Raw genomic sequence first — 19,293 nt, forward strand, 5'->3', positions numbered from 1 at the left:
CTTGATTTTAACGGAAGCGGAATGCATTCTCCGACTCCTTGTCTTCATCGCTTCCTATTTTAGCAAGCTTTCTCAACAACCTCGACCCGCTTTGCGGGGTTATTTTTGTCGGCATCTTGCAAAACGGGCGCGGATATAAGAAGATCACTATGAACCGGATTGGGAGATGAGTTGATCGACGCGGGGAGTGTCAATAGTGCGGCAATATTCCGACGAACAGTTAATGAGGATGATCATAGAGAAGCATGGCGGCGCGCTCGAGGAAATGTACGATCGCTATGCCAAGCTCGTATATTCGTTCGCGATGAAGACGTGCAAGGATACGCAGGACGCCCAATTCGCCAAAGAGATCGTCCAGCTTGTATTTACGAGGCTGTGGACGACTGAGATCGGATATGATTCGCAGCGGGGACTGTTCGTCAATTGGCTGCTGACGATTACGAGAAATATCGCCATCGATCAATTGCGCAAGCAGAAGAAGCATGCGGCCGTAGTGCCTTTCGAGCCTTCCGTCTGGGAGCGGCTCCCGGATCATCTGCAGCTGCAGCCGGAGGAAATCGTATCCCGCAAATGGCTCAAGCAGCGCATCGAGCAGGCGTACCGTTATTTGTCGGACAGCCAGACGAGCTTGATTCAAGCTTTTTACTGGGAAGGCTATACGCTCAGCGAAATTGCCGACCGGAACGGCGAGCCGCTCGGCACCGTGAAGAGCAGGCTTCATCAGACGTTGAAAATATTGCGCAAGCATATGAAATCGGCAGGAGAGGAGGGAAGCGAGTGAGCAGGGACAGGAACGACAACGTTTGCGATCGGCTGTTTTCGTATTTTTTGGGAGAAATGACCGATGAAGAGATACGGGCTTTCCATGCTCACTTATCCGATTGCCCGACTTGCCGGGAAGAGCTGAAGGAGCTTGGGCAAGTTTGGGACGCCCTCCCTCATGCGATGACCGAATTGGAGCTGCCGGAGCAGCTGAAGTCCGAGGTGCTCGGGCCTTTATTGAAGGATCAGGCGCAGAGCAAGCCGGCGTATCCGGTCAAACCCGGAAAACGGCGTTACCGTTTCTATGCGGCGGCGGCCGTGCTGGCGCTGCTGATCGGTTCGGCAGGGCTGGTCGAACTGTCCCAATGGCGCAACCGGTCGCTGACGCATTCCGACAATCTGCATCTTCCCGCAGAGGTGCTGGAACGGTATAGTCTGAAGCCGTTCGACCCGGCCGTACCGGCCGCCAGCGGGCAAGTTTGGTTGACGGCGAAGGGCGGCAGCATGGAGCTCGTTCTGCAGACGAGCGGTTTGCCGGCGCTGGAGGGGGAACAGGCGTACCAGGTGTGGCTGGTCAAAAACGGCAACAGGCTCAATTGCGGCACGTTCCGGGTAGATTCGCAGGGCAACGGCGTGCTGACTTACAAAATCGAAGAAGAGGAACGGCTATTTGACGCGATCGGGATTACGCTGGAGCCGGATTCGGGCGGATCCAAGCCGAGAGGGAAAAAGGTGCTCGGCACATGATCGGGTGGATACGGGGTGACGCATCGGGACGGGGCGGCAATAGTCCGTTTGCATATTTTGTCCAAATTGCGTTCACCCTATATGATTATAGCGCTTCGCATGGCTTCTTTTTTCCGTCCGGAAAAAAAGTGTTGCCGAATGTCCCGAATAAGTGCAAAATGGGAGGAGAGCCGCCATGCCCTGATGACAAAACTGTTCGTACGGTTGCTTTTTGCGGGATGGAGTACAGTAGAAAAACTGACAAAGCGCGTTATTTTTTTCAGTCATAAGAGCGAATTGGAGCTGTGTAAAAAAGTGCACCGACTAGTTCAACTATACCATCGAGTCATAATTCGGGATTTTATTTACACGATTCCTCTTGTGCTGCTTTCTCTTCATGTGAGATTGCAGTATTTTTACTATTTGCAGTGGTCCGGCAAAGGATATCCCCAATCCCCCGATTCGGACTGGTATATCCGGTATGCCCAAAATTTGATAGCCAACTTTAAAATCGGCTCGGACATGAACGATATTATGTATATCGGCTACAATTTGCTGCTGACCGTGCTACTTGCCCTCGTCAAGGACCCCGTTACCGTACTGCTGATCCAAGCCGTAACCGCGAGTTTGTGCGTCGTGCTCGTCTTTAAAATCGCTCGCATGCTGTTCAACCTGAGAACCGCGATCATGGCCGGTATTTTCTATGCCTATTCATGGGACATTACGCTGTGGACCACCTATATTCTTACGGACAGCTTCTTTATAAGCCTGCTGCTGTTGTCCGTGTACCTCCTTCTGAAATGCTACAGATCCGATAAACGGATTTACAAAATCGCTTTTGCCGCTACGGCCCTGTACATGCTCGTTTTCAGACCGGCCGGCATCATGACGGTATTTTTTATGTTGATATATATTGTGATCAACCTCGATCGGGGAACGGTGCTTGCTTTCTTCAAAAAGCACAGAATGGCCATCGGGGGCGGCCTTGTTGCCATCGCGGCAGTATGCGTATGGGTCTACGCCGGCGGCAAGCTGGATTCGCTCATCGACTCGATGCAATTTAACGCCAAGAAAGTATTGTACAACGTTTATGCCAACGGCTGGGTGTACGATCACCCATCGCCTCAGGACCATAAGTTCAGGCCGGATTATACGATTAATATATTGAACAGCCTGATATTAAGTTTTATAATTAACAATTGGGACCATATTCTGATCCTTTACGGCAAAAGGAGCATCGCCTTTCTCGGGAGATGGGTGTGGACTACCGACCTCACGTCGCTCGCCGGAATCAAGCGGTTTGCTTGGCAGTTCCTTCCGACAGTTCTCTTTATGACGGCAACCGTCATCGCCATCGCGAACAAGCAGTTCAGGAAAGCATCGATTGTGTGGCTGCTCGTTTTGTCCGTATTTTTATTTTGCATTTTGTTTTTTATCGATGGAATGTTCAGGTACAAAGCGCCGGGTATTCCGTTTATCGCGATAGCGGCGGCTTACGGAGCGGACAGAGTGATTTACGGAGCTATATGGATCGCCAAAAAACTAACGGGGAAGCTGCTATGGAACAAGGGAAAATACTCATTGTAATTCCGGCTTATAACGAACAGAACAATATTCTGAAGGTCATCTGGGATGTCCGTCAGCATATTCCCGAATGCGGCATCCTCGTCGTCAACGACTGCTCGCTGGACGGTACATCGGCAACTGCCCGAAAGGCCGAGGGGGTCAAGGTGGTCGACCTCCCGCACAATCTCGGAATCGGGGGAGCCGTACAGACCGGATTCAAATACGCCGTGTCCAAAGGCTACTCCTACATGGTGCAGATCGACGGCGACGGCCAGCATATGGCCCAAGAGGTCGGCAAGCTGCTGGACACGATGAAGAGCAGCGGCAGCGACATGATCATCGGCTCCAGATTTCTAGATATCAAGTCTTTCCGGACGACCTGGTCCAGACGGCTCGGCATCAAAGTGTTCTATTATTTGTTCCGGCTGCTCATCCGGACGAAGGTTACCGACGGCACGTCGGGCTTCCGGCTGTACAACAGGAAAAGCATCGAGCTGTTGGCCAAACATTATCCGGACGATTATCCCGAGCCGGATGCGATCATTCTATTGAAGAAGCACGGACTGAACATAAGCGAGGTCGGCGTCGAGATGAGGGAACGGGAGCACGGCACGTCCTCGATTACGCTGATCAAAAGCCCGTATTATATGGCTAAAGTAATCCTATCGATCTTCTTCTCCTATATCAGGACAAGGTGGTAAACGGCATGGAAGGCGGAAATCTGGTTAGTGTTCAGTTGATGGGCGTTGCGTTCAGCCTGATCATTATCGTCTCGGTATTTTTAATGGTAAGGGCAAGGATGATCAGGGAGAAATATTCGCTCGTATGGTTCCTGATCGGCTTATTTACGCTGGTCATGTCGGTCTTCAAAGGCTTGATGGACTGGTTCTCGCATATGATCGGGGTGTACTATGCTCCGTCGGCTTTCTTTGCCATCCTTATCGTGTGCGCTTATTTGCTGCTGTTGAAAATGAGCGTCAGCATATCGGGCTTGAAGATGCACAACAAATCGCTTACACAGGAGCTGGGACTGACCAAGCTCAGGCTGGAAGAGCTGGAAAAGAAACAGAATGAGGGTGGGTTGGAATCAACTATCTGATACTGCTTGCAAGCGTAACCATGACCGTTGCCGGAAGCACGCTTCTGAAGCTCGGGAGCCGCTCGGTCAACTTCGAGGGAGCGTTATGGGGAATTGCGCTTGGCTATATGACTTCGCCCGTTCTGCTGGCGGGCTTCGCCTCTTATGCGGTAGGGGCTTTTCTGTGGGTATACTGCTTGTCCAAGTTCGACTTGAGCTATGTAACGTTCGTGTCCAGCTTTCAGTACGTGCTGCTGCTGGCCGTGTCTATCCTTGTATTTCACGAGCAGATCAGCCTGATGAAATGGGCCGGCTGCGTCGTCATCCTGGTGGGCGTATATATGTGGTTGAAAGGATAATCAAATAAATGTTAAGCTGTGTCGGCTATGACGAATCGATGAAGACCGAGTGGGACAAGCTTGCGCTTTCGAAAGGGACCGTGTTTCATACGATCGCTTTCAGACAAATTTTGATCGATTCTTTTGGGTACAAATGCGGCTACCACGCCATAGTGGACAAGCAAAACCGGATTTGCGCGATCGTTCCGCTGGCAATCGGCCGCAATCTCGGCATGAAGAAGGTCGGCGTCTCGCTTCCTTTCGTCAACTATACCGATATTTGCGCCGACAGCGAGGAATCGTTCCGGTTTGCCGTCGATTCCATCGTTTCGCTGAAGGAACGGCTGCGGCTCGGGTACGTCGAGCTGCGATTGAAGGATCAAAGCTTGGACCGTCCGGATTGGAGTTTGAACGTCCACAATCATACCTTTGTGCTCCCCCTATCGGACAACGAGGACGAGGTGCTGGCGCTGTCGAACGGCAGCAATCGGAACCATGTCCGCAAAGTGTATAAGAACGACTGGTTTCAGGTTTCCTTCGACGCCGGCCACTTGGAGGCGTTCTATAAGGTATATGTGAGAAGGATGAAGCAATTGGGCTCTCCGGCTCCGGATATCCGCTTTTTCCGCCGCTTTTTCGAATATTTGCCCGAGTATTCGACTTTGCTCACGGTGCTGGACAAGGAAAACGGCGCCGTTGCGGGGGGCATGCTTCTGCTCGCAAGCCCGGGGAACTCGACGCTTTATTACCCGTACGGAGCCAACCTGTCCGAATACAACAACAAATACTTGAACAATTTCATGTATTGGGAAGCGGTCCGGTTCGGGATCCGGAACGGGCTGAAGGCATTGGATCTCGGCCGGTCGCAGACGGGATCGGGTACATACAAGTACAAGGAGCAGTGGGGAGCAAGACCCGAGCAGCTCCGCTACTTGGTTTACGATGGCGGTACGAATGCCGGAGGGCCTCCGGATAAGCAGAGCCTCAGCATGTTCGTCGAGCTTTGGAAAGCGATGCCCGCTTTCGTAACGGACCCGGCAGGCAAAGCGCTGATCAAATATCTCATGCCGTAATAGGACCCTACAAACTTACATGACCTGACGGTCGGAGGAAGCATATTCATGAGCAATACGAATTGGAAGCAATATTTTGACAAGAAAGCCGAAACGCATGGGGCGGCTGTCCAATCGTCCGACTACTTTAACGAGGAAAGCTTTTTTATGCAGAGGGACAACACGCTGCGGTGGCTCGGCGAAGTGAAAGGCAAGGAAGTATTGGATGCCGGCTGCGGGGTAGGCGCGTTCAGCGAGCCTCTGGTCCAGCACAACACGGTATACGGCGTGGACTTCTCGGTGAAGAGCCTGGAGTTCGCCGCAGCCCGGGGACTGAAGACGATGTCGGAGGACTTGACCGCACTGCCGTTCGAGAAAGGCAAATTCGACGTCGTATTGTGCATCGGGGTTATCCAGCTGATCGAGCAGTATGAGGACGTCATCAAGGAGCTTGCGCGGGTTACGAAGCCGGGAGGCACGCTGCTGATCCAGACGCTGAACCGCAGCTCCGTCCAACGCAAACTGCTGAAGCTGTTCGAGAAGAGCAAGAAATTCGACCGGATGTACGCGATGAACGAGCTTAAGCAATTGTACGTCAAATACGGCTTCGAGCAAATCGAATTCCTGCACATTTACCATCCATTCAAATTCGTGACGAAAAGCAGCGGAGAAGGCATGTTGTCCGATATGTTCTGTACTTCGTTCGCCATAAAAGGGAGAAAGAAACGTTGACGAATCCAGATAGAGCCGTAAGCGGAACCGCACATGAGCCTGTCCGGGGGCGCGGCATAACGAATATGCTCACCTTCGATATCGAGGAATGGTTTCATGCCAATTACGACGACAGTCCTCTGACTCCCGTTTCCGGCAAAAGCTCGAATTTCCGCTCCCATATGGATACGCTGCTCCGCATTTGCAGGGAGACCGACTGCAAGGGGACGTTTTTCGTACTCGGCTGCATCGGGGAACAATACCCGGAGGTAGTGAAGGCGATCGTCCGCGACGGGCACGACGTGGCCTCGCACGGCTACGGGCATCAGTTGGCTTATACGCAGACCTTCGAACAGTTTCGCGACGATGTGAAGAAGTCTGTTGACATATTGGAAAACTTGACCGGCACGAAAGTGCTCGGCTACCGGGCGCCATCGTGGTCTATCGTGGAAAAAAATTTGCATTACCTCGAAGCGCTCGAACAGCTGGGTCTGAAATACGATGCCAGCATATTCCCGGTAAAGACGTTTCTGTACGGCATTCCGACAGCCCCGACGGTCATCCATAAGCCCCGTGTCAACGGGAGGGAGCTCGACCTGTACGAGGTGCCGATGTCCGTCATGAAGCTGGCCGGAAGGAACATGGGGTACTCCGGAGGCTTCTACTTCCGATTTTTTCCGAAGTTTCTGATCAAGAATGCGATTCGTTCCGCGAACCGGGCAGGGAACAGCTCGATCGTGTACTTGCATCCGAGAGAAATCGATGCGGACGAGCAGAAGCTGACTCTGCCTTTCAAAGAAAACTTTATCCATTATTACAATGTGCGAGGTACCCAGGCGAAGCTGGAGGACATCTTGCGAAGCTTCCGCTTTACGTCGATATCGGAGCATTTGAAGCATAACTTCGGACTGAAGGTATGAATCGGGGCTTGCGGGATCGGACAGCGTTATCGTAGTCGAATGAAGAGGCACTCCGTAATTCGGAGTGTCTTTTTTTTGCAGGACGGCATCATTCGCCTACAGAAATACATACCTCGGATGCTCGGTGCAGGCTTGCCGCCTTTGCCGGCGCTCGCGAGACCGCATATCCGTCAAATAGCGGAACTGACATATGTTAATAGGTCCGAAACCGAGTGTCGATTGCGGAATAACGGAAAACCATTCCTTTATTCCGCCGTTCACTCCCCACTTCCCCCCCGAGAGATCGAAATAGCGGAAGTCTGTGCCGTTATATTCAGGTGTGCAACGAAATTCTAGACGATAACGGAACTCAGCGCCGCTATACACAGGCAACATGTCGACACGCCCGCCAAAACGCCCGCCAAAACGCCTCCGGCTTAAATGCGGGTTATGCGGCAGTATTCTTTTTCTTGTCATTCAGCAATCATTCAGCTTACCCTCAAGACAGTTTCAGCTTGAGGGAATATACTTCGTATTGTCAGATCACGAACGAAGGAGGGGGCTGGATAATGGCTATTGAAGTGTTCAATCGATATGAAAACAAGTACTTGCTTGATCATGCGGCCTTCCACCCGTTTTACAACCGGCTGCTCGAATATATGGAGCTCGACGAATATAACAAAGAGCATGCGTTTTATTCCATCAGCAACATTTATTTCGATACGAAGGACGACGCGCTCGTCCGAAAAAGCATCTCGAAGCCGAAGTATAAAGAAAAGCTTCGTCTGCGGGCGTACGGCGTTCCGAAGGGGGATGCGAAAGTATACTTGGAACTGAAGAAGAAGGTGTTCGGCTTGGTCAACAAGAGAAGGACGGCGCTTCGGCTGGAGGAAGCCTATGATTTCGTCAGGACAGGCGTCGAGCCCGAACAGAAGGACTATATGAACAAGCAAGTGCTTCACGAGATCCATTACTTTTTGCAAAGATACGAGCTGGAACCGAAGGTGTACCTGGCTTATGACCGGAAGGCGATGTTCTGCATCGACAACCGCGATCTGAGAATTACGTTCGACACGAACATCCGATCCAGGCGTTACGACTTGAAGCTGGAAAACGGGGACCATGGCGAAGCTTTGCTTGCGCCCGGGCGGTGGCTGATGGAAGTGAAGGCGGGGAAGACGATCCCGCTGTGGCTGTCGAGAATGCTCTCGGAGCATCGGCTTTTCCGGACGAGCTTCTCGAAATACGGCAATGAATACAAGAAATATGCAGCAAACGTCAAAACGCCGCAGGGAGATACGCCGTATGCTCGAGTCCATTGAATCCCTGTTTGCGTCGTCTCCGACGACGACGGAATTAACTTTGTCCCATGCTTGTATTACGATCTTGATCTCGATCGCGTTAGGCTGGGTCATCAGCCTCACTTATATGAAGACGAGCAGCCGCAGCGGGTACTCGCCGAATTTTACGCTGACCATGGTGCTGCTGCCCGCGATCGTAGCGATCATTATCCTGTTGATCGGAAGCAATATCGCAAGGGCGTTCAGCTTGGCCGGAGCCTTCTCCATTATTCGTTTCCGAAGCGCGCCCGGCGATCCTAAAGATATCGCCTATGTCCTGTTTGCGATGGCGGCCGGACTGGCCGTAGGAGTAGGTTCATTCGGCTATGCCGTATTATTTACAATCTGCCTCTGCCTGCTGATGTTCCTCTTAAGCATCTCCAAATTCGGAGTAAAGAAAGCGACGCAGCGTATGCTCAAGGTGACGATTCCCGAGGATCTGGGATATGAGGAAGCGTTCGACGAAATATTTAAAACATTCGATATCGCCTATGAGCTCAAGAAAGTCAGCACGACCGAGCTGGGTAGCCTGTATGAATTGGTGTACCTGGTCTCGATGGATCATCTCACGAACCAAAAGCAATTTCTGGACGCGATTAGAGTGCGAAACGGGAATTTGGATATCAGCTTGACGATGAGCCCCACAACGTCAGAATATTAAACAGTCGGAAAGGAAACTTAACTATGAACAAACATCGCAGCAAATTAGGGATCGCTCTTCTAAGTATCGCGGTATTGTCCGCTTGCAGCAGCACCGCCATCGAACCGTCCGCAACGCAATCCGATTCGGGGACTGCGACGACTACACCGGCGAAAACGGTGAATGAATCCGTATCGAGCCAGGCTCAAGCAAGCAGCGATTTACCCGGGAAAGTGAAGTACGAGGACGATGATTATGCGACGGATTGGACAAAGGCGAACCCGACCATGATCCGATTGAACGGAACGGCTGCGAGCATCGACGGATCGGGTGCCGAAGCGACGGACAAGTCCGTTGCCATTACGGCAGCAGGCACCTACGTGTTCAGCGGAAAATGGGATGAAGGACAGGTCGTCGTCGACGTGCCGGATACGGAGACGGTGCGATTGGTTCTGAACGGAGTAAACATTCAAAGCGTGGATAGGGCTCCGATCTATATTAAAGAAGCGGAGAAGGCGATCATTACGTTGCCGGAAGGTACGGAGAACATCGTCTCGGACGGGGAAACGTACGCCACCGCGGATGTTTCCGACGACGAGCCGAATGCGGCCGTGTTCAGCAAAGCGGATCTAACCGTGAACGGAACCGGCAAGCTGATCGTCCACGGTAACTATAATAACGGAGTGACCAGCAAGGACGATTTGAAAATTACGGGCGGTACGATTGAGGTTCATGCGGCGGACGATGGCCTTATGGGCCGGGACCTCGTAGCGGTCAAAGACGGAACTATCACCATCGAAGCCGGCGGAGACGGCATCAAAAGCACGAACGATACCGAACAATCAAAAGGAAATATCGCCATCGAGGGCGGTTCGTTCGACATCAAGGCCGGAAGCGACGGCATCCAATCGGCGGCATCCTTAAGGATCGACGGCGGCACCTATGCGATTGTGTCAGGCGGAGGAAGCGCCAACGGTACGAAAAAGTCGGGAGACGATCAAAAAGGGCAGTTGGGAAAACAGGATACCGGCAGGCAGGCGGCCGCAACGGATTCGAAAAGCGCCAAAGCGTTGAAAGCGGCATCGAGCATTACGGTGAACGCCGGGACCTTCGCTATCGATTCGGCGGACGATGCGGTGCACAGCAACGGTTCTATTGCCATCGCAGGAGGAGAACTGAGGATAACCTCCGGCGACGACGGAATTCATGCGGACGTCTCGATTGCCATCACGGGCGGAAGCATCGATATTGTCAAGAGCTATGAAGGAATCGAAAGTGCGGAAATCACGATCGCGGACGGCGACATTCGCATAACGGCCAGCGATGACGGCGTCAATGTTGCGGGGGGCAACGACGGATCCTCGATCGGAGGACGATCCGGACAAAATCAGTTCTCCGCCTCGGGCAGCATCAAGCTCGTGATCAATGGCGGCTCCATTACCGTGGATGCAGCGGGCGACGGATTGGATGCGAACGGTTCGATCGTCATGACCGGCGGCAATGTAACCGTGAACGGTCCGACCGCGAGCAACAACGGCTCTCTGGACTATGACGGCACCTTCGAACTGAGCGGGGGCTTCCTGGTCGCAGCGGGAAGCGCCGGCATGGCGGCGGCACCTTCGGAGTCGTCCGGCCAATTGTCCTTGCTAATGAAGTACTCCCAGTCTCAAAAGGCGGGCAGTACGGTTGTACTGAAGGACGGCGACGGGAACGTCGTTGCGACATTCGCCCCGACCAAGGCTTATCAGTCGGTTGTCATCAGCTCGCCGGATTTGAATAAGGATACGACTTATACCCTCTACTCGGGCGATACGAAGGTGGTTGACTTCAAAATATCGAATGCCGTGACCTGGTTGTCCGAATCGGGCGTCACCGCCGCCGGCAGCGGGGGCCGTGGCGGCCCCGGAGGAAATCCCGGCATGGGCGGGGGTCGAACGAGACCTTAGGGCGGATTTATCGAAATAGAGCGAACCTACGACAAGCTGGCGGAACCCGCCAGCTTGTGTTCGTGTTTCATATGCTGTCGACCGAAGAAGGCTCTGACCGACTCAGGATCATTTCAGAAGCTTGCCCCGTATGCTGCGAATTTGCGACTTTATCGTGTTCAACGACTTGCTCAGCATCGTCGAGATTTCGGTGCGGTTGTACCCGCGTTCTTTGAGCTCGTGAATTTCGCGCTCCGAGGGGGTCAGCTGCATGAGTCGTATTTCTTCCCTCATCGCGCCGGCGGCATCGGGATGGATCGAAGACTCGCCGTCGAAAGCTTCCCGAATCGCCCGCGTGATATGATGGAAGTTCGACTTGCCGATGTAGTTGACCGCTCCGTTCTGAAACGCCTTCACAATGATTTCTTTCTCCGTTAACGAAGTCAATATAATAATTTTCAATTCGGATTGTCTCGCCAGCATCAATTCCTTCGTCGCGTCCAGCCCGTCCAAGCGGTTTTCCGATAAGTTGATGTCCATGAGCACGACATCCATCCCGATAGTAGCCGCCGCTTCCAACGCTTCTTGTCCGGTGGCCGCAGCCGCGACAACCTCGATGTCGGGCTCCTTGCCGAGATCCTCCGTCAGTCTTTCCCGCCAGAAAGGATCGTCCTCCACCAGCATGACCCGTATGGACTGCGTCATCCGTACACTTCCTCTCAATAAACGCCGCTCCGCATCTGCCCGAGCCGCTCTGCCGCCGCCGTTGCCGTGCGCACCCGCTTGGCCGGAAACCGAAGCTCCATCCATGTTCCCGCACCCGGATTCGTCTCGATCAGCCGGATGCTCCCTCCGTGCTTTTGCATAACTCCGTAGCAATAATTGAGTCCGAGACCATAGTTCGAACTCCCTTTCTTCGTCGTGAAGAAGGGATCGAATATTTTTGCGGCGCTTTCCTTCGGTATTCCCGAGCCGTTGTCTCTCACCCAGACGAGAACTTCTTTCTTGTCGTTCAGAAGCGACAACGTCAGCTTGCCTTTGCCCGGTTCCATCGCATCGATGGCGTTGCCCAGCATATTGCCCAGCACTTCACGGATATGCCCGGCATCGCACAGCACGACGGGATCCGACTGGATATCCCTGGATAGATGAATCCGATTATGCGCCAAGATCGGCTCCAATGTCTGAACGCTGTAATCGAGCAGGGCGGAGAGCCGGTGCTCCTGTTCATGAAGGACGATCTCGTCGGTTTTTTCCTTGATCCGGTTCATCATGCCCAGAATGTGCCCGGTCACCCTATCCAGACTTTCCAGATCATGAAGCATAACTTCCTTGTCGTCGTTCGCCGCCGCCGTACGCATGCGGCTGCTGAGGTAATTGATCTTCTGAATTTCGTTTTTGATCGTATGGTTGAGAATGAGCGCCCCTTTGGTCAAATTTTTCATCGAATAATCGAGCTTCTGCCGCTCGATCCGCAGCTTGATGCCCATAAAGCCGTATTTCATCGAATAGAAGACGAACAACGCTACGAAGACGAGCGAGATCAGGAAGTTGTACTGCCACAAGTTGTTGCCGTTGATTTGCAGACCGTCCCGCGCGATGTAAAAATAGTTCATACCCAAGTAATCCGTCCCATACAAGAAGCTGATGCACACCATGAGAGCCATGGAGGTGCGGAAGCTGTTCTTCCGATACGAGGGATGCTTCTCCGTCGAATAGCGTATCCAGTAGATGGAAATACCCGCGGCGAAGTACACGCCGGACAGGATCCGGAACAGCGGATGGCCAAGCTGCAGCTCGGGATACAAGGGAGGCACGGCGACCAAATAAATCACGATCGGCAGCGCTGCCGCGAGGCTAAACAGGAACAGGGCGCCTCTACGGAATATGCGGGAGAATACGAGTGCGCACATCAGGTGAAGGTACGGCAAAAAATGATATTCGATTCCCCACGCTATCATCGTGAACAGCCTGACGGCTTCAATGTTTTCAGGAGCGAAAGAAGCTGACGAACGCATCCACGGCAATAGGAGGACGTTCAGGACGACGGAGAAGCTGGCGAAGCCCGTTACGAACAGAAATACGCTGAACCAGCGGACATGCGCGTTCCGCGGATTATGGACGAGCATGATCGTGCCCAACGTCCACAACGATACAAAAATGGTGCAATACAAGAGAACCATCACAAGCCTCCAACTCGAACGGGTGGAACATGTACAACCTTATGCAGAAGCCGCAGCTTCATTTCGATTTCTTTGCAACCTACAGCTCATTATACCTCAGCATTCTCATTTTATGGAAGGAATAAAGCGCGTTCCCCATACGCGGGGTGAGAAAAGTTCATCCTCCTCCGCAAAGAAGTCCGGCAGTATAATAAACGACGTATCAGGTGCCAATTATGAAAGGGGAACGATTCTACAATGATCACCATTCCAAAAAACGGGCTTCGGCTGTTGTCTATTGTTATCGCCGTCGTAGTATTCCTGCAAAGCGCCGGGGGGTTCGTCCCGGCTGGCCGAGCGTATGCGGGGGCATCGTTCGAAGCTTCGGTCGAAGCCTCGCCAAGCGCTGTTCAAGCGGGAGCAATTGCCGCCATTAACGTGTTCGTCACGTCTTCCGCGGATACATCGCTGCTTGTAGATGTGGAAATTTTCGATGCGTCGCTTAAAAAAGTACATCAAGTATTCGTCGATAACGTCAAGGCGAAGGCGGGGGAGAAAACGACCGTCCCCTTCACATGGAGCGTGCCCGCCGGCTTGCCGGAAGGCAAATACATCGTCAGCTTCGGGCTGTTCGGCGCCGGCTGGAGCGCCATGTACGACTGGTATGCGGGGGCCGCTTCCTTGACGGTCATGAAAGGAACGCCGACCATAAGCTTTGCGAGCAGCTCCGCCGCTTCCCCTGCAGCCGTTGAGCCCGGAGGAAGCGTCACGGTGTCGACGACCGTAACGGCCGCCACGTATAGCGGCGCGCTTATTGAAATCGGCATGATCGGGCCCGACGGCTCGAACATTTGGACGCGACCGTTCCATGAGACGTTCCAGGCGAACGAGTCCAAACCGCTGCTCGCAAGCTGGACCGTTCCGGTCGATGCGCCGAGGGGAACGTATCAAGTGGAGGTCGGCATCTATAAGCCCGACCGTACCGAAACATACAGTCTGAACCGGACAGCCGTCCGTTTTACGGTAGGCGGCGAGCCGCAGCCCCCGTTGCCGGCACCGTCCCGGTTGAAGGCGGAGGCCGCCGAAACGTCGATATCGTTAACGTGGGACCCGGTAGAGGGAGCAACGCGTTACGAGCTTGACGCGGACGGAACGATCATCCCGCTTGCCTCGGCAGCCTATGCCCACACGGGACTGCAGCCCGATACGGCGCATATGTACAAGGTGAGGGCGGGCAACGCCTCCGTAACGGGCGACTGGAGCCCGGTCGTCACGGCGAAAACGACGGCGGCCGTAAATACGCCGGCGATCCGGGTCAGCCTGGAAACGAGCGAAAGCTTGAATACTCAAATGCCGACCGTCGCCTTCAAGCTGGAGAACGCGAGCACAACAGCAGTGCCTTTACAAAACGTCAAAGCCAGGTACTATTTTACTCTGGATGAGGAAGCACCGCTTTCCGTCGACTTCTGGAGCACGGTCGCGAAGCAGAACGTGACGACGAAGTTCGTCAAGATGCCGATTCCTTCGGCCGCGGCCGACCATTATCTGGAGCTCGGCTTCACGGATCAGGCAGGGACATTGAACGCAGGGTCCTATGCCACGGTATCCACTTGGTTTCATAAAACGAATTGGCAATCGTTCGACCAGAAGAACGACTACTCGTACTTGCAAGCGCCAAGCTACACATATGCGGAGAAGTCGCCGGGATACGTATCCGGTCAGCTCGCATGGGGCATCGAGCCGGTCCTGTCGGATATGCCCGCATTCCCGGACAACATCAGGGCGTCGTCGGCCGACACGTCCATCACCGTAACGTGGGACCCGGTTGAAGGCGCGACTGGCTACGAGATCGTCGCCGACGGAACGGCCGCGGTGGTGGCAGGTTCTGTCTTTACCCATGAATGGCTCCGTACGGGAACGAAGCATCTCTACAAAGTAAGAGCCATAAAAGGCGACAAATACAGCGTATGGAGCTCCTTGCTGACCGCCAGAACGAACGGAGAGCAACTATTGCCCGCGCCGGGCAACGCGAGGGCGGAACGTTTCGAAACGTCCATACAAATTACGTGGGCTGCACTGGAGGAGGAGATTACCGGCTACGATATCGAAGTCGACGGCTCCGTTCAATCGATCGGTACCGCTCTCGGCTACACCCATGCCGGGCTGGCAAAGGGCAGCCTGCACACGTACCGGGTCAGAGCGAAGGACGGCGCGACGCTGGGACCGTGGAGCGAGATGATGAAGCTTGCTACCGTCAACGTTCCGACAGGTCCGTTCACGGTCAATTTCACCGTCAATTCCGCGGCTGAGCGGGCACTGATCAGCCCGTACATTTATGGAACGAACGATGAATTGACCGGCTTGGAAAACTGGACCTCCTTCCGGATTGGAGGCAACCGGATGACTACGTACAACTGGGAAAATAACGCCTCCAACGCGGGCAAGGACGACGGCTGGCGCAGCGACGGATACGTCCCTTGGTTTTTCGGAAATATTATGGATCGCGCCCTGTGGAGCGTTCCGGGCATCGGCACGACCGCTTTCCATGACCGTTCTCTCGCCAGGGGCGCCTATACGCTGATCACATTGCAAACGGCCGGCTATGTGGCTGCGGACAGAAACGACACCGCCGTGACCGAGACGGCTCCGAACGCCAGATGGGCGGAGGTGAAGCCGGCCAAAGGCTCGCCGTTCAGCCTGACGCCGGATTTGAACGACAATGCCGTCTACATGGATGAATTCGTCAACCTGCTGGTGAACAAGTACGGGCCGGCTTCCTCGGCGACCGGCATCAAAGGGATGGAGATCGACAACGAGCCGGGGCTGTGGGCGGAAAACCACAAGTATGTGCATCCCGTCCAGACGAGCGGCGTCGAGGTGTTGAACAAATCGGTCGCGCTGGCGAAAGCGGTGAAAAACGTAGATCCGGCCGTCGAGTTGTTCGGACCCGTGTCGTATGGGTTCAGCGAATATTTGATGATGGACAACAAGGCGGAGTGGGAGACGATCAAAGGCGGCTACAGCTGGTATATGGACTACTATCTGGATAAATTGCGCGCGGAATCGGCGAAAGAAGGCCGCAGGCTGCTCGACGTGCTCGACCTTCATTGGTACCCGGAAGCGACGGGAGGGGGCGTCCGTATTTCCGATCCGTGGACGGCCAACAACCTGGAGACGCACAAAGCCCGGGTGCAAGCGCCGCGATCGTTATGGGACCCGAGCTATAAGGAAAACAGCTGGATCGGCGACCATTACAGCTCGTTCCTTCCGCTTATTCCGCGACTGAAGCAATCGATCGGCACGTATAACCCCGGAACGAAGCTGGCCTTTACCGAATACAACTACGGAGGGGAAGACCACATATCGGGCGGCATCGCCATGGCGGACGTACTCGGCGTGTTCGGCAAGCAAGGGGTGTACATGGCGAACTATTGGAAAATGGTGGCGCCGGAGAAAACGGCCTACTCGACGGCAGCGGCCCGAATATACAACAATTACGACGGCCATAACGGCAAATTCGGCGATACTTCGGTGCAAGCCGAAACGACCGACGTGGAGAACAGCTCCATCTACGGCTCGATGTTCGAGGACGGAGACGGCAGCCTGCATCTGATCGTCATGAACAAAAATTTCGACTACGAGATGAACGCGGTGTTCCGCATCGAAGGAGCCGAAGCTTACAAGTCCGCCCGAGTATGGGCCTATGACAGCGAAAGTCCGATTATCGGCGAACGGACGGGCATCGCTTCGATCGAGGGCAACCGGTTCGAGTTGACCCTTCCGAAACTGACGGTGGCGCATATCGTGCTTAGCCGGCAATAAAACGGGAATACCCCTGCCTATCCGATTCGGATAGGCAGGGGTATCGTTGCATGACGGCGATAATCCGCCGCGGCTTAGGCGTGAACGAGCGAGCTCACGTATTCGGGCAGCTCGCGGTCGATAACTTGGCGAACCTGCGCGATTTTCCATCGGAGATGCTCCGGGTCCGTCATATACTCCATCGAAGGCTCCCAACCGAGGCGGGAATCGGCATCCGTCAGCGGGATCGTCGCTTCCGCATTGGCGATTTCCAGCTCGGCGAGACGCGCCATGCTCGCGGCAATCGATTCGGCTTGCCGGGGATCCTGTTCCTGCAGCAGACTCTGCTTCAGCTTCCACCATTGCTTCGTGTGAATAGCCGTTTGCACGCAGCGGAATATGAAACGGTTCAGTCCGAGCAGCAGGTTGGCATCGGCCAGCTTGCTCTCCGGAATTGATGCGATCGCTTGCTCCAAGGCGTCATTGCCTTGGCGCCACAGGTCGGCCATTTTCTCCAGGTTGGCGATTTCCACATTGACTCGCAAATTGTTCTCATGATCGGTTCTGGGGCTGTAGGCCGTAGTCACGATCCGGTTGTTGCTGCCGAAATGGGCGTACCACGCTTGCGGGATATAAGCCGGCTCCCGGAATACGAGCGGATAGGACGGACCGACCCGAAACGGTCCGTACTGGTCGTAATTGGTCGGGATGTAGTGCCGGATGCCCTCGCTCCAATGCCGCCATGCCTCCAGCACGAGAGGTACCGCTTCCTCGCTGAAATCCCGCTTCGCGACGGCCGCGAACGTTTCCTCGGCGGAGGGGCTCGGGCTCCAGTACGCCCATTTGGTCAAGTCGGTGACAAAAGACGGCCACCAGCCGAAGTGGTGGGACTCCATAAGTCCCGCCAGTCCCCAGTCGTCATGGGCTTGACGAAGGCCTGCATGACGCCGCGCCCACTGGTAAGGGATCGGCTCATAAGGGATGACGCCGATATCCCAGGTCAATCCGCCGGTATTGGCCATCGTATACAGCCGGATGCCCCGTTCATGGGCGGCTTTCGCCTCGCTGGCGAAGTATACGCCCGGACCCGCGAAGGAAGCGGTATAATCGACGCACGTATGGATGACGCCGTCGCGGTCGAACTTCTCGAACATTTCGAACGTAGCCATCAGCGTGATGTCCGTAGGCAGCGAACGGATGAGCTTCAAGCGTTCTTCCTCGGGAGCATAGCCCCAGTTGTACGTCCAGAAGACGATATCGAGCTCGGGATTATGCTTGCGGGTCACCTTCTTGATCATGTCCAGCCATTGCGGATAGTCGGTACACGGCCACCAGCCCGGAGAAGGCTTCGTTCTCGGTTTGTCCTTCGGCCATTCCAAACGGAGGACTCCCGTCGTGTTCGGATCTTTGCTCGGGAATTCGCACGACTCCCCTACGAAAATAATGCCCTTGAAGCGGGGATATTGCTGCATGATCCGCCCGTACGTGCCGTCGTAGTAAGCTTCGGCATCCGGGTCGTCGGGATGCTTTTTGCTCTGCAAATAGCTGTACATATATACGTCCAGTCCGTGCAGGGCGGCGCGATCGATCACGTAATTAAAATCCAGGTAGCCGAAAGGCGTCTGGTCGATATCCTTCACAAAGACGAGAATCGCGTCGATGCCGGCATGAGCCATGGCGTTCAGATGCGCATCCGGATAGACGTCCAGACCCCAACCGGAATGGATCATGCGCGGAGAGAATACCGGCTCGCGAACCGTATCCTGCTGCTTGATGAAGGGAGCTTCGCGCAAATTCATCAAGTCTTCCAGGAAATAGCTTCCTTGTCCGACACCGCGCTCATCGCATCCGCAGATGACGATGCTGTCGCTTTCCGCTACGATCCGGTAGCTGCGCGCCGCCGTCAAGCTTTCGCCGTATCCGGGCAGGTCCCCCTTCTCGGCCAGCACGATAACCCGTTTCCCGTTTTCCGCCGCATCGCTTACATTCGGAATCCGCAGAAGCCGCAACGAACAGTTCATGCTCGTAAAGAAGTAGTCCTGCAAATCCTTGGCGACGTGGATAACGAGCGGTGTCGCTTTCTCGCTGATGACGATTTGCCATTCGTCGTCGACCCGGCATTCATCCGTTTCCGGCAGCAGCTCCGGGTTGCGGCGGTTCGGCTTATGAACCTCCTCCAGCCGGTTGCGGAACTCGTAATTTCGTTCTCCCATTGGATCCTCCCGTGCAGGCGAATCGCTCCCTGCCCATCATTTGTAGTTGAAGCTTTGGCTTGCATAAGTGAATCGGCCCA

Annotated in this window: 16 protein-coding genes; 13 read left to right on the forward strand and 3 right to left on the reverse strand. The window is 54.4% G+C overall.

The features are described from left to right. The first annotated feature begins 196 nt into the window (after positions 1 to 196). From FE784_RS21570 to FE784_RS21625, 12 genes are all read left to right on the forward strand, one after another. Positions 197 to 781 (forward strand): RNA polymerase sigma factor, encoded by a 585-nt coding sequence (locus FE784_RS21570; protein ID WP_139604308.1) that lies wholly within the window; start codon positions 197 to 199, stop codon positions 779 to 781. Further along, a complete protein-coding gene (locus tag FE784_RS21575; protein WP_176706410.1) occupies positions 778 to 1,509 on the forward strand; it encodes an anti-sigma factor in 732 nt (243 codons plus the stop codon). The genes FE784_RS21570 and FE784_RS21575 overlap by 4 nt, the downstream gene beginning before the upstream one ends. A gap of 378 nt (positions 1,510 to 1,887) precedes the next feature. Next, positions 1,888 to 3,075, forward strand: a complete 1,188-nt coding sequence (locus tag FE784_RS21580; protein ID WP_176706411.1) for a glycosyltransferase family 39 protein — start codon at positions 1,888 to 1,890, stop codon at positions 3,073 to 3,075. After that, complete coding sequence (locus tag FE784_RS21585; RefSeq protein ID WP_139604311.1) at positions 3,048 to 3,755, forward strand: glycosyltransferase family 2 protein; 708 nt, start codon at positions 3,048 to 3,050, stop codon at positions 3,753 to 3,755. The genes FE784_RS21580 and FE784_RS21585 overlap by 28 nt, the downstream gene beginning before the upstream one ends. A 5-nt stretch (positions 3,756 to 3,760) precedes the next feature. Continuing rightward, on the forward strand, positions 3,761 to 4,153 hold the full coding sequence (locus FE784_RS21590; protein ID WP_139604312.1) for a DUF2304 domain-containing protein: 393 nt from the start codon (positions 3,761 to 3,763) through the stop codon (positions 4,151 to 4,153). 20 nt (positions 4,154 to 4,173) lie between these two features. Further along, positions 4,174 to 4,491, forward strand: coding sequence for an EamA family transporter (locus FE784_RS21595; protein WP_139604313.1), 318 nt, complete (start codon positions 4,174 to 4,176; stop codon positions 4,489 to 4,491). An 8-nt stretch (positions 4,492 to 4,499) separates the two neighbouring features. Further along, positions 4,500 to 5,543: a GNAT family N-acetyltransferase gene (locus FE784_RS21600; RefSeq protein ID WP_139604314.1), complete on the forward strand. Its 1,044-nt coding sequence runs from the start codon at positions 4,500 to 4,502 to the stop codon at positions 5,541 to 5,543. Between the two features lie 48 nt (positions 5,544 to 5,591). Beyond that, positions 5,592 to 6,254, forward strand: coding sequence for a class I SAM-dependent methyltransferase (locus tag FE784_RS21605; RefSeq protein ID WP_139604315.1), 663 nt, complete (start codon positions 5,592 to 5,594; stop codon positions 6,252 to 6,254). Then, the gene (locus tag FE784_RS21610; RefSeq protein ID WP_139604316.1) at positions 6,251 to 7,153 is read left to right on the forward strand and encodes a DUF3473 domain-containing protein; all 903 of its coding nucleotides are present in this window, start codon (positions 6,251 to 6,253) and stop codon (positions 7,151 to 7,153) included. The genes FE784_RS21605 and FE784_RS21610 overlap by 4 nt, the downstream gene beginning before the upstream one ends. A gap of 548 nt (positions 7,154 to 7,701) precedes the next feature. Further along, positions 7,702 to 8,454, forward strand: a complete 753-nt coding sequence (locus tag FE784_RS21615; RefSeq protein ID WP_139604317.1) for a polyphosphate polymerase domain-containing protein — start codon at positions 7,702 to 7,704, stop codon at positions 8,452 to 8,454. Then, entirely contained in the window at positions 8,438 to 9,133 is a 696-nt protein-coding gene (locus FE784_RS21620; RefSeq protein WP_139604318.1) for a DUF4956 domain-containing protein, read from the forward strand. Before FE784_RS21615 ends, FE784_RS21620 begins: the two co-directional genes overlap by 17 nt. 23 nt (positions 9,134 to 9,156) lie before the next feature. Next, entirely contained in the window at positions 9,157 to 11,058 is a 1,902-nt protein-coding gene (locus FE784_RS21625) for a carbohydrate-binding domain-containing protein (RefSeq protein WP_139604319.1), read from the forward strand. 108 nt (positions 11,059 to 11,166) lie between these two features. Here the strand turns inward: FE784_RS21625 and FE784_RS21630 are convergent, their stop codons facing one another. Both FE784_RS21630 and FE784_RS21635 read right to left on the reverse strand, forming a co-directional pair. Then, positions 11,167 to 11,742 carry a response regulator transcription factor gene (locus tag FE784_RS21630; protein ID WP_176706412.1) on the reverse strand — a complete coding sequence of 192 codons (576 nt, stop codon included), beginning with the start codon at positions 11,740 to 11,742 and terminating at the stop codon, positions 11,167 to 11,169. A 14-nt stretch (positions 11,743 to 11,756) separates the two neighbouring features. Next, a complete protein-coding gene (locus FE784_RS21635; protein WP_139604321.1) occupies positions 11,757 to 13,220 on the reverse strand; it encodes a sensor histidine kinase in 1,464 nt (487 codons plus the stop codon). A gap of 237 nt (positions 13,221 to 13,457) precedes the next feature. Here FE784_RS21635 and FE784_RS21640 point away from each other — a divergent pair, with 237 nt between their 5' ends. Continuing rightward, positions 13,458 to 17,021 (forward strand): glycoside hydrolase family 44 protein, encoded by a 3,564-nt coding sequence (locus FE784_RS21640; RefSeq protein ID WP_139604322.1) that lies wholly within the window; start codon positions 13,458 to 13,460, stop codon positions 17,019 to 17,021. Positions 17,022 to 17,095: 74 nt separating this feature from the next. On the opposite strand, the gene FE784_RS21645 is transcribed toward FE784_RS21640, so the two are convergent. Next, positions 17,096 to 19,213 (reverse strand): hypothetical protein, encoded by a 2,118-nt coding sequence (locus tag FE784_RS21645; RefSeq protein ID WP_139604323.1) that lies wholly within the window; start codon positions 19,211 to 19,213, stop codon positions 17,096 to 17,098. Positions 19,214 to 19,293 lie beyond the last annotated feature (80 nt).

It is taken from the genome of Paenibacillus hemerocallicola, from assembly GCF_006265175.1.
In the GTDB taxonomy this organism is placed as follows: Bacteria; Bacillota; Bacilli; order Paenibacillales; family NBRC-103111; genus Paenibacillus_AB; species Paenibacillus_AB hemerocallicola.